The following is a 12,341-nucleotide window of genomic DNA, read 5'->3' as shown; positions in this document are numbered from 1 at the left end:
AACGGTAAAAATGTTATTTTTTTATTCGAATAACGATGCTTTTTGTTTGCTGAAAAGAAGAAGTAGTGATAGCTTTTAAATAGTACATTAAAAATAAATGAAAGTAGGTTAGGTTAAATGAGAAAGTTATTTTATATGGGGACTTTGCTTTTTTCAGTTGGTGTACTGGCGGCAGGATGTGGCAATAGCGAAACCGCTGATTCCTCGGGGAATGAGTCAGCAGATGGCAAAACGACGTTGGATTTTTGGTCCTTCTGGGGGTCTGGTGCAAGACAAGAAGTAATTGAAGAAATTATTGATGATTTTAATGCGTCACAAGATAAAATCGAGGTCAAATACAGCTACCAGCCTTGGGGCGATATTTGGACAAAATCACTGTCGTCGATCACTGCTGGTAATCCGCCTGATGTTATTGTACAAGATATTAATTCTGTTGCTCAGCGGGCAGAAGCGCAGCAAGCAACAAATTTAAGCGAGTATATCGAAGAAGGCTTTTCTGATGAATTTTATCCGCAATTATGGGATACGGTGGAGTATGAAGGGGATGCGTATGCTGTTCCTTTCAATACAGATACGCAAGTGATTTTCTACAACAAGACACTCTTTAAAGAGGCAGGTATCAGTGAAGAGCAACTGCCCCAAACGTGGGAGGAGTTAGAAACAGTTGCTCGTAAATTAGATGTCAAAAACGGTGATGACTTTGAGCGGATCGGTTTTTACCCATTGTGGAATTTAGGCGCCGATGTGTGGGCCTTGAATGCCGACGATGGCGTCAGCTGGTTTGACAAGGATGAGAACGTCAAAATCGATACAGACAACAAAGTGGAAGCGTTGGAATGGATCTTAGACTGGCAAGAGTATTATGGTCAAGATACCATCAATCGGTTAGAAGCTGAATTTGGTTCAGGTGTTGCCGATCCATTCATTTCTGGATTAGTGGCGATGCGTGCGCAAAACATCAACTACTACTCAAGTTTAGCGGAAAATGCACCGGATGACTTTGAATTTGGGGTCATTCAAATTCCTGAAAAAGAAAGTGGTTCTGGTCACTGGTCATGGGGTGGCGGGTTCGTCTTAGAAGTGCCATACGGAGCCAAAGATCCTGAAGCGTCCTATGAGTTTATCAAATACTTGTCGACACCAGAAGTTCAAGAGAAATTTGGTGAGAAAAGCTTTGATATCATGGCGAATCGAACAGCCAACGAAAACTTGGTCAACAACGACAATCTAGATGAAAACGGCCAAATGATCTACCAAATGGCAGATGAAAACTTTGCCAATACGGTGATCACACCTGTACCATTGACAGCTCCTGATTTCAGCAGTCTTGTCAATGAACAGATCGACCAAATCATGCTGGGCAGCAAAACACCGGCTGAAGGGTTGGCAGATGCGCAAAAAGCGGTCGAAGATCTCGTTGAGCAAAACAAATAAATTTCAAAACGAGCGTTTTTAAAAAAGAAGGAAAGTCCAGTCGGTTAGCGGACTGGGCTTTGCTTTCTGCTTTGCGAAGCGGACGTGTTTTCTTGAATAAACAATGAGTAAAAATAGAATGGAGTGGAAGGAATGCCAAAGAAGCGTTCAAAAAGTAAACGGCAAGAAGCTCTTTGGGGCTACTTCTTCGTAGCACCATTTTTGCTTGGGTTCGTGATCTTTATGTTAGGGCCCATGCTGTTTTCCTTCGTAGGAAGCTTTACCGATTACAATCTGACTTCAAAAATGAATTTTATCGGCTTTAAGAACTTTACCCGCATGTTCACGCAAGATACCCTGTTTTGGAAATCTCTTTATAACACGGCGTATTTTGTACTCTTCAATGTTCCCTTAACCACGTTATTCAGTGTTTTTCTAGCCACTTTACTGAATCAAAAAATCCGCGGAATCAGTTTTTTCCGAACGACCTTTTACTTACCAGCGATCCTTTCAGGGGTTGCCGTCTACGTCTTATGGATGCAATTATTATCTCCTTCCGCAGGATTGATCAATACCTTCTTGAGCTGGTTCAATATCAAAGGTCCGGCATGGCTGTTTGATCCAGAATGGACGAAACCAGCGTTGATTTTGATGAAGATTTGGAGTTCAGGGGGCGCGATGCTCTTGTATCTAGCTACCTTGCAAAATATTTCGCCGACGCTGTACGAATCGGCTGAGATCGATGGAGCGGGGGTTTGGGCGAAATTCAAAAATATTACGATTCCTTTGATCACGCCGATCATCTTCTATGATGTGATTACTTCAACGATCGGTTCTTTTCAAATTTTCCAAGAAGCATACGTGATGACCAAAAATGGTACCGGCGGTCCGGCGAATTCGTTGCTATTCTATAATTTGCATATGTGGAACAAAGCATTTGTTGCCTTTGATATGGGTTATGCGATGGCAATGTCGATGATCTTGTTCTTGATCGTCCTAGTCTTGACCTTTATCAATCTCAAGCTGGCACCACGCTGGGTTCACTATACCGGAGGTGGCAGCTAATGGAAATGACGACAAAAACGCGAAGCAAATCAAGCCAACAGCGAGTCAAGAAAATCATCAGCTATGTGGTGATGTCGATCATCGGGATCGTGCTGCTGATTCCGTTGCTGTGGATGGTCTTTACGTCATTGAAACCGATGGAGGAGATCGTGCGTTACCCGCCGACCTTTTTCCCAGAAGAAATCAATCTTGGCAATTATTTGGAGACCATCAACGCCTTTCCTTTTTGGCAGTATGCAAAAAATACGTTATTCATTACTGTCTTAGTGGTCTTCGGGAATGTCTTATCAAATTCCTTCATTGCTTATGGGTTTGCAAAATTGGCCTTTCCAGGAAAAAATCTGATCTTTGCCCTCGTCTTGTCTACCATGATGATTCCTGGCTTTGTGACGATGATCCCGCAGTATGTTTTGTTTTCCAAAATCGGCTGGGTCGGCACCTATCTGCCGCTGATCGTTCCAGCGTTTTTCGGCAACGCCTTTAACATTTTCTTGATGCGGCAGTTTTACTTGTCCGTCAACAATGAATTGATCGAAGCCGCTAAGATCGATGGCGCCAATCATCTTTATATTTGGAGCCATCTAATGATCCCATTGACGAAACCCGCACTGATCACCATCGCCATCAACTCCTTCAATGGGGCGTGGAATGATTTCTTAGGGCCGTTACTGTATATTCAAAACCAAGAAAAGTACACGCTGCAGATTGGCTTGCAAGTCTTCCAAAACCAATCAACGACCCAGTGGAACTACTTGATGGCAGGAGCAACGCTTGTGTTATTGCCGACGATCTTGCTGTTCTTCCTCGCACAACGCTACTTTATTGAAGGAATGGATCTGACGGGAGGTTCCAAAGGATGAGAACAAAAGTCACGCCGCAACGCTTGAACCAAGGGCTGCTGACTGGCATCAATTGGCTCCCGCATTTGCTGGTTTTACAAGGCATGTGGCTGTTGTATTCCTTGCCTTTGATTACCAGTACCACTGCTAGTCGAGCATTGATCGGGACTTTGGTGGAACTGCGGAACGATGGCTTGGAAGCAAGTAGCAAAGCTCGTTTTCAGCAGGTGTTTCATCAACAGTGGGCAACGAGAAAAGGGCAAGATCGTTTGCTCAGTCTATTCTTTCTGCTGCTTTTAGTGGACAGTTTTGTCTTTCGCCGTCTGCAGCACCCGCTGTTTCAGATCGCTAGTTACGCGTTAGCGCTCACCTTTGGCTTGTTTTGCTTGGTCTTACTTTATCAAACGAGGCTGCTTCACACCTATCCGCAGCAGCCCATCTCATTGTTTTATAGTTTTTATCAGTTTGCGCGTTCACCAAAAAGAGTACTGGCGCATCTTTTAGTAACAGTGACACTTGTCTTGACCTTTTTGCTGTTTGGTCCTGTCTACTTATTGGTCTTAGGAATCAGCACCTTGTATTTGGTCAATGTCGTGCTCTGTGACAAAGCGTTCAAATAGAAAACAAACGGGTATCCCGGAACTTCTTTAGTGAAAAGCTAGGGAATTCCGTTTTTTTGTGAAAAGAAGGTTGACAGGGTCGAAAATTATGCCTATGCTGAAGGTGAATTTAGTAAACAGTAAACAGATGAGGTGCAGCTATGGCAAGTATGAGAGATATCGCGAAATTAGCCGGGGTGTCGGTAGCAAGTGTTTCTAGAATCCTTAACAATGATGAAACCTTCAGTATCAATGAACACACGCGGCAACGAGTCATTGAGATCGCCAACCAAATGAACTATTCAAAAGAAAAAAATCAACCCCATTCCCGTGAAGTCGGCGACCAAAACACGATTGCCATCATTACCCGCCACGATCGAGAGTCGGAAAGAAACGATCCGTACTTTATGATGATCCGCAATGGGATCGAAAAAGAAGCGGCGAAGTGGCGCTTAAAAACGATTCGGGCCTTTTCCATGCGGGAGCCTCAAAAAGATTTGGCGCAATTGGCGAAGTATGGCGCAGTCATTATTATTGGAGAGATGACCAGCGATGCTTTGGCAGAGATCAGTCAGCAAAATGCCAATATTATCCTGGTGGATAATTATAGTGAAGCACCCAGCTACGATTGCATCCAAACCGATTTTGCCCAAAAGACCCACCAGATCCTCACGATGTTAAAAGAGAAGGGTCATGAGCATATCGCCTTTGTGGGTGGTGTTGCCAGCCGAGTGACGATTTCTGGCGAAGTCGTTTACGATGAACAAGAGATTCGAGCAGAAAACTACCGCCAATGGATGCTGCTCAATAAATTGGAAAAGTTCACAACCGTGCTGCAGGGGAAGTGGTCACCGGAGACCGGTTTGCATTTTGGTCAGCAGATTGCGCAAATGAATCCTCGCCCCACAGCGATCGTCGTTGCCAGCGATCCTATGGCAGTCGGGGTTTACAAGGCACTCGCTGAAGCGGGGCTATCGATTCCTAAAGATGTGTCAGTCGTTAGTTTTGATGATATCGAAATGGCGCAATTTATGACGCCCGCACTGTCCTCCGTCAAGATGAAAGCCGAAGAGATGGGGCAGATGAGTGTCGAATTAGCGAAAAATAAAATCCTAGGGGTGCGGACGATGCCGGTTCGCGTCGTTTGTGGCAGTGAATTGATCATTAGAGAATCGATTGCCGAAAAAGATCAGTGACGTCTGATCTTTTTTATTTTAGGGGTTGTGTAAACATTAACTAAACAACTATACTGATTGTAGTAAACGTTTACAGTTAAAAATAAAGGAGAAAACGAAATGAAGTTTATTGATAAATTAGCCGAAAAGATGGTGCCTTTTGCTCAGATCATTGCCAACAACAAATACTTGTTAAGTCTGCGTGATGGGTTTATGGTCGCTTTTCCTGCAACAATGTTTGCGTCAATTATGATTATTATTCAAAATCTGCCTGCTACTTTCGGACTCTCGGAAAAACTTCCAGAGGGATTCATCACGTTTCTAAACGACTTTTTTGGTCCTATCGGAAATGCGACCATGAGTATCACCGCTATTTTCGTTGTTTTTGGGATCGGCTATCAATTGGCTGGCAAGTATGGACAAGCCAAATTATTTGCGGGTGCCATCTCACTGTCTTCGTTTTTGATGCTGCTGCCTTTTGGCTCATCCGAAGAGTTAGGTACAGTGATCCCCTTGTCGAAATTAGGGGCTGAGGGAATGTTTGTTGGAATCATCACGGCCATTATCGCTACGCAGATCTATTGCAAAATCAGTGCGGCTGGGCTGACGATCAAAATGCCAGATTCGGTTCCGCCAATGATCGCAGAATCATTTGTCGCCATCATTCCTGGTGCGGCACCGTTGTTCCTTTTCAATTTGATCCGCTACTTGTTCACCTTTACTTCATGGGGCAATGCCGTTGATTTCGTTTATGAGATTTTGCAAAAACCATTGATGGGCTTAGGCGGTACGTTGCCAGCAGTACTGATCGCCGTCTTGTTCACCCAATTCTTCTGGTGGTTTGGGATTCACGGGACACTAGTGGTCAATGCGGTGATCGATCCAATCATGAATGCGTTAGCGATTGAAAACTATGAAGCTTACAAAGCAGGGGCTGAACAATTGCCCCATATCATTAACACTACGTTTATGGGCGTGTTCGTCAATCAAGGAATGCAGCTGGGGATCTCGATTACAATGGCCTTCTTTATCGCTCGTTCGATTCGGATGAAAAAATTAATGAAGACGGTGATCGCTCCATCTGTTTTCAACGTATCTGAACCGATGACCTTTGGTTTACCGATCGTCTTGAACCCGATCGCTTTTGTCCCATGGATCTTAGCGCCATTAGCCAGTACGACGATCTCTTACTTTGCGATCGCCGCAGGCTTGGTGCCACGACCAATTGGAGCAACGGTGGTTTGGACGACCCCTGTTTTCTTATCTGGTTGGTTAGGCACGGGTTCTGTTGCCGGCGCAATCTTACAGTTAGTGACGGTTGCCGTAATGACCTTGATTTGGGTGCCATTCTTGATCGTAATGGATCGCGGGTACTTGAAAGAAGAAAAAGCAGAAGCGGCATTAAATGAACAAGCGGCATCTGAGACGATCAATCAAAGGGTAGAAGAAAGATAAGCCCAGAAACGTAAAGGAATGCAATAAGCGCATCCTTTAGAAAGGAATTTGTGATGAGAACCGATACATTGTCTTGCAGTTATCAAATGAATACCACACCTACGGACTTTTCCCGTGTGTTATTGGCGGAACAAGAGAAATTCTTTCTAGCCAAACAAGCCCAAGAACCGTTCGGGGAAGGTTGCCGTATTGAAACGATGATTCAAACCAAAACCGCTCCGCGGATGGTACCAGCCGTTATGACGGTCAAAAAAATTGCCGCGGATGCGCTGTGGCTTTGTACGACCCATGAAGAAGGAGTGATCGATCAACGGTATAGTTTTGCTCCAGGACGAAAAGGGAAGCTGCAAGTCACGTATTCGGAACAAAGCCGTTTTGAGCAGCAGAAAACAACCTACAGCTTTATGTTGGCGGCGCTGTTTTACAAATTCTTTTTCAATCGTGGTGTCAAAAAACGCTTGCGTTATCTTGAAGCAGCTTGTCAACGAGCAGGGACAAATGAAAAAAATGGGGAAAATTGAGGATAGCAATGATAGAAATAAAGAACGAACAACTCTTTCACTTATACAATGAAAAAATCAGTTATATCATAAATGTGTTACCAAATCAGCAACTGGGTCATGTCTATTTTGGGCCATCTCTAGGCACACTGGCGCCGTTTGATCAAGCGTACCTTGAGAAAAAAGAGAATAAATCGGCAGGAACCGTCAAATTTTTTGAAGCAGACAATCTTTTTACCTTGGCAGACCGTTTTCAAGAATTGCCAACGTATGGGACTTCTGATTTTCGAGAAGGGGTAGTGTCGGTTTTTGAGGAAGAAACCCCACTTTATGTTGATTTTAAACTTGTGGCTTTTCACTGTTTTGAGGGCAAAGAACGAAAGCTGGCGCAACCAGCCAGCTTCGCGGCTGCCGATGAAAGCCAAAGCATCGTCTTTGAATTAGTAGATCAAGAGCGACAGCTGGAAATGGCGATCACCTATACGATCTTCAAAGGATCAGGAACCATCACGAGGCAGCAGACACTGACCAATATGGGAAGCAAGCCTAGAACCATCCAGCGCTTTTTGAGTGGTGTCTTGGAGCTGAAAAATCGCGATTTTGAACTGCTGCATCTTTCAGGCGCCTGGCTGAAAGAACGGCATATCAAGACGGTCCCTTTGACCCAAGGGACGATCAGTGTTGGCTCGTTAAAAGGAGCGTCTGGTCATCAGCACAATCCTTTTGTCGCCTTAAAAGAACAGCAAGCCACCAATGACACTGGTCACGTCTACGGTGCCAACCTGATTTATTCTGGTAACTTTTTGGCGCAAGCAGAAATGGATGAATGGGACAACGTTCGATTGATGTTGGGGATACATCCTGAACATTTCAGCTGGCAGCTTTCACAAGGAGAAACCTTTGAAGCGCCGGAATGTCTCTTCACCTTCACCGCTGCTGGCCTGAATGGTTTGAGTCAAGAATCCGCCCAATTTATCGAAAAGCATGTGATTGCCCCTTATTGGCAAAAGCGGCAGCGGCCGATCGTCTTTAATAACTGGGAAGCGACTTATTTTGATTTTAATGAAGAGAAGCTGTTGACCTTAGCCCAAGAAAGCAAGGCGTTAGGGATGGAGTGCTTTGTGCTGGATGATGGTTGGTTTGGAAAACGTAACAACGACCGCAGTTCATTAGGCGATTGGGTGGCGGACCCTGCCAAATTTCCAAAAGGAATCGGCTCTTTTGCTGAGAAAATTCATGCCATGCAGCTGCAGCTGGGGATTTGGTTTGAACCGGAAATGGTTTCGCCAGATAGTCAGTTGTACCAAGAGCATCCTGAGTGGGTAGTCAAGCATCCTTATGAGCGGATCTCTGTGGGGCGCGGGCAATACGTGTTGGATTTTGCCAATCCAGCAGTGGTCGAGGCAATTTTCGAAGCGATGCAAAAAGTGATCCTTGAAACCAAGCTGAATTACATCAAATGGGATATGAACCGCAATATCACGGAAGCTTACTCTCCTTACTTAGCGGAACAGGGAATTTCTCAGACGGAGTTTTATCATCGTTATATTTTAGGCCTTTATCGCTTATATGAAAAAATCTTAGCGGCGTTTCCGACCCTTTTGATTGAAGGCTGTGCTGGCGGCGGGGGCAGATACGATTTGGGGATCTTGTTTTACAGTCCGCAGATTTGGCCTAGTGATGATAGTGATGCAGTGGAACGTTTAGCCATCCAAAGCGGAACGTTGCTAGGGTATCCGTTGTCCTCCTTCAGCAATCACGTGTCGGCGGTACCAAACCACCAAGTCGGCCGGGCAACTTCTTTAGCCTTTCGGCAAACCGTCGCAATGTTTGGGCCTTTGGGGTATGAACTCGATCTCTTTCACTTGTCTGAAACCGAAAAGCAGGCGATCAAATCCCAAATCGTCTTTTATAAAAAACAGCGGCAATTGCTGACCTTTGGCACTTTTTACCAGCTGCAGCAGTTGGACCATGCCAATGAAACGACTTGGGCAGTGTATGATCCGCAAAACGAAGAAGCATTGGTTGCTTTCTTTCGCGTGTTGGCACAAGCCAATCCGACGGCGGAAGACTTTTTGCCCGCACCCTTTCTCGATGGCCAACAGGTGTATCGGGTCAATGGCGAAACTGTCTCTGGTCAGCTGTTAAGGCAATTAGGGTTGCGTAAACCTTATCAGTTTAATGCCGTCAACCATGGAACAGCGCAAGTCACTGGCGATTTTCAATCATTTGTCTACCAGTTACAAGCCAAAAAAGGAGTAGAATGATGAGCAATCAATTGTTTGATCAGCAGTTTATGCATGGCGGGGATTACAACCCCGATCAATGGCTGGCTTATCCAGAAATCTTGCAAAAGGATCTTGCTTATATGCAGCAAGCCCATGTCAACACCGTCACATTAGGGGTGTTTGCTTGGAGTGCCTTAGAGCCGCAAGAAGGCGTTTATCAGTTTGACTGGTTGGATCGTGTGTTTGATCAGATCCATGACATCGGCGGCAAAGTCATTTTGGCCACTCCTAGCGGTGGGCGTCCGCAATGGCTGAGCCAAAAGTATCCCGAAGTCAATCGGACCAACGCCCAAGGGCAAAAACATACCCATGGGTTTCGCCACAATCACTGTTACTCTTCACCGATCTATCGGGAAAAGGTGACGCAAATCAATCAGCAGTTGGCAAAACGTTACGGCAAGCATCCGGCATTAGCCATGTGGCATATCTCCAATGAGTACTCTGGGGAATGCTTTTGCTCCTATTGTCAAGAAAACTGGCGCAGTTGGCTGCAAAAGAAATATGGTGATTTAGCCACGTTGAATCATGCCTGGTGGACTTCTTTTTGGAGTGGTACGTACTCCGATTGGTCGCAGGTTTTACCGCCTTCGCCTCTAGGAGAACACAAAGTGCATGGCATGGATCTTGATTGGAAACGATTTGTTACAGATAGGACGATCGATTTTTATTTGCATGAATGTACGCCGATTCGCCAACTGACACCGGACATTCCTGTGACGACGAATTTTATGGCGGAAGGACATGCTACCCAAGATTTTATTCCTTTAGAAGGCATTGACTACAGCAAGTTTGCTCGTCATGTGGACATCGTTAGCTGGGATAGTTACCCTGATTGGAACAACAACTTTGAATCTTTGGCAGCGACAGCAATGAAATCTGCCTATGTGCATGACCAGTACTGGTCTTTGAAGAAACAGCCCTTTTTAGTGATGGAATGCACGCCGAGTTTTGTTAACTGGCATTCCTTTAATAAAGCGAAAAAGCCTGGTGTCCATCAGTTGAGTGCCATGCAGCAGATCGCTCACGGCTCAGATAGTACCTTGTATTTTCAATGGCGCCAATCCCGCGGCAATTCAGAAAAATTCCATGGGGCAGTCGTGGGACATGATGATTCCACGGAGAATCGGGTCTTCAAAGAAGTTGCGGCTTACGGCAAGCGCTTGGAAAAAATCAAAGAGATTCAAGGAACCACAAGAAAAAAAGCAGCGGCGATCCTTTTTGACTGGGAAAGCAACTGGGCATTGAAGCGAGGCGGCGGGTTTGGTCGACCAACCAGACGGTATCCGCAAACGTTGCAGGAGCATTATCGTTATTTCTGGGAACAAGACATCGCTGTCGATATTTTGACGCCAGAGCAAGATTTTTCTGACTATCGGTTGGTGATCGCTCCGATGCTTTACTTGATGTCATCGGAGACGATGGCAAAACTTTGCCAGTACACGGAAGCTGGTGGTACCTTGATTTCCAGTTACTTTAGCGGCATGGTCAATGAAACCGACCTGTTGTATATGGGGGGCTTGCCACAGCCGTTGCGAGGGTTATTAGGCATCAACGTGCTGGAGCTGGAAACTCTTTTTGACACTGAACACAATCAAGTGGTTTTTCAAGGACAGCCCTTTGAAACACGGGACTATTCTGCAATCATCGAAGCCGAAACAGCGGAGGTACTAGGGGTGTATCAAGCGGATTTTTACCAAGGAACACCTGCGATCACCAAACATACCTTTGGTGCAGGCACCGCCTACTATCTGGCGGCTCGCACCAACTATGACTTTTTCGAACAGTTTTATGCCTCTTTGGTCCGTGAGCTGTCCTTGGCAGAGGAAAGGATCGCGCATGCCAATCCTGCAGTCTCGATCCAAGGCAGGATCAGTCCAGAACGAACGTACTTTTTCATCATGAATTTTTCTGAGAAAGAGCAGACACTACACTTGATCAAAGAAGTCGTTGATTTAGAGACCAATCAAGCAGTTCCTCCAACAGCAACCTTGGCGCCGTATGAAGTGCGAGTGGTTTATTTTAACAATTAACTGACCATTGGAAAAAACGTCCCTTTCGACAAATACAGAAAGGGACGTTTTTTTGGTGAATGGTTTATAAGAAATCATTCGGGATCAGATGCTTGGTGCTTTTTCATCCATTGAGGCAATGCGGCACTGATTTGTGTCGGCAACACGACATAGTGCTCTTTTGCCAAGTCTTCGCCAATCAGGCTATGGAGATAGACAGCCGCTTGGATCGTTTCCTCTGTTTTTTCAAACTGTGCCAAAAAGCTGGTGATCATGCCTGCCAGCGTATCCCCCATGCCGCCGGTCGCCATTGCGGGTGTTCCTAGGGGATTTTGGGCGATGCTGCTACCGTAAATTTGCGTGCGATGGCTTTTTAAGACCACCAGACTTCCGAGTTTTTGTTGGGCTTGCTGATTGTTTTCTTCGGTCTGGTCGGCAATTGCCAGTCCGCTGAGCCGTTGCCATTCCATCTGATGCGGCGTGAAGACGACTTGTTCAGGAAAGGGGATGATCAGCGGATATTTGGCAGCCAAATTGATCGCCGAACCATCGATCACCAACCATTGGTGTTCTTTTTGGGCAGAAACGATCCGCTGCAGCAGATCAAAATTGCTTTTTCCTTCTCCTAATCCGGGACCAATCAGTAGGACGTCCGCCGATTCGGTGACCGTATCGATCAGTTCTGTTTGCTGCCAATCGACAAACATCGCTTCAGGCAAGCGGGCGTGCAGGGCGGTTCGGTTGACGCCATCGGAGATCACAGTGGTCAAACCAGTTCCCCCATATACACAGGCTTGCGCCGCCATTAAGATCGCCCCACCGAATTGGCGGTTGCCCCCTACTAAAACGGCCCGGCCAAAGGTACCTTTGTGGCTTTTTGTCGGGCGCTGTTGGATCACTTTGGATAAAATCGCAGAATCAAGTTGCTCCATGCAATGACTCCTTTCGTTAATCAAAATCGAGTTATATTTATTATACCTGTTTCCTAGAAATTTCAT

The 12,341-nt window shown here is 45.6% G+C and carries 10 protein-coding genes; 9 read left to right on the top strand and 1 reads right to left on the bottom strand.

Annotated elements, in window-relative coordinates; translation table 11 throughout:
- Positions 1 to 117: 117 nt before the first annotated feature.
- The 9 genes from A5877_RS03730 (at position 118) to A5877_RS03690 (ending at position 11,364) form a co-directional block, all read left to right on the top strand.
- Positions 118 to 1,434, top strand: a complete 1,317-nt coding sequence (locus A5877_RS03730) for an ABC transporter substrate-binding protein (RefSeq protein ID WP_008379010.1) — start codon at positions 118 to 120, stop codon at positions 1,432 to 1,434.
- Between the two features lie 132 nt (positions 1,435 to 1,566).
- Positions 1,567 to 2,478, top strand: coding sequence for a carbohydrate ABC transporter permease (locus A5877_RS03725; protein ID WP_008379008.1), 912 nt, complete (start codon positions 1,567 to 1,569; stop codon positions 2,476 to 2,478).
- Positions 2,478 to 3,338: a carbohydrate ABC transporter permease gene (locus A5877_RS03720; RefSeq protein ID WP_005225484.1), complete on the top strand. Its 861-nt coding sequence runs from the start codon at positions 2,478 to 2,480 to the stop codon at positions 3,336 to 3,338. Before A5877_RS03725 ends, A5877_RS03720 begins: the two co-directional genes overlap by 1 nt.
- Entirely contained in the window at positions 3,335 to 3,937 is a 603-nt protein-coding gene (locus A5877_RS03715; protein WP_086316398.1) for a DUF624 domain-containing protein, read from the top strand. The genes A5877_RS03720 and A5877_RS03715 overlap by 4 nt, the downstream gene beginning before the upstream one ends.
- Positions 3,938 to 4,077: 140 nt before the next feature.
- A complete protein-coding gene (locus A5877_RS03710) occupies positions 4,078 to 5,112 on the top strand; it encodes a LacI family DNA-binding transcriptional regulator (protein WP_016613602.1) in 1,035 nt (344 codons plus the stop codon).
- 99 nt (positions 5,113 to 5,211) lie between these two features.
- Positions 5,212 to 6,546: a PTS sugar transporter subunit IIC gene (locus A5877_RS03705; RefSeq protein ID WP_008379001.1), complete on the top strand. Its 1,335-nt coding sequence runs from the start codon at positions 5,212 to 5,214 to the stop codon at positions 6,544 to 6,546.
- Between the two features lie 53 nt (positions 6,547 to 6,599).
- Positions 6,600 to 7,067, top strand: coding sequence for a hypothetical protein (locus A5877_RS03700; protein WP_042890335.1), 468 nt, complete (start codon positions 6,600 to 6,602; stop codon positions 7,065 to 7,067).
- Between the two features lie 8 nt (positions 7,068 to 7,075).
- A complete protein-coding gene (locus A5877_RS03695; RefSeq protein ID WP_086316397.1) occupies positions 7,076 to 9,313 on the top strand; it encodes an alpha-galactosidase in 2,238 nt (745 codons plus the stop codon).
- Positions 9,310 to 11,364 (top strand): beta-galactosidase, encoded by a 2,055-nt coding sequence (locus A5877_RS03690; RefSeq protein ID WP_086316396.1) that lies wholly within the window; start codon positions 9,310 to 9,312, stop codon positions 11,362 to 11,364. Before A5877_RS03695 ends, A5877_RS03690 begins: the two co-directional genes overlap by 4 nt.
- Positions 11,365 to 11,438: 74 nt before the next feature.
- Here the strand turns inward: A5877_RS03690 and A5877_RS03685 are convergent, their stop codons facing one another.
- Positions 11,439 to 12,275: an NAD(P)H-hydrate dehydratase gene (locus A5877_RS03685; RefSeq protein WP_008378992.1), complete on the bottom strand. Its 837-nt coding sequence runs from the start codon at positions 12,273 to 12,275 to the stop codon at positions 11,439 to 11,441.
- Positions 12,276 to 12,341: the final 66 nt, after the last annotated feature.

The sequence above is a fragment of the Enterococcus sp. 3C7_DIV0644 genome, from assembly GCF_002141235.1.
Classification (GTDB): Bacteria; Bacillota; Bacilli; order Lactobacillales; family Enterococcaceae; genus Enterococcus_D; species Enterococcus_D entomosocium.
The sequence above is the reverse complement of the archived record's forward strand: the minus strand, read 5'-3'. Positions and strand labels throughout refer to the sequence as shown.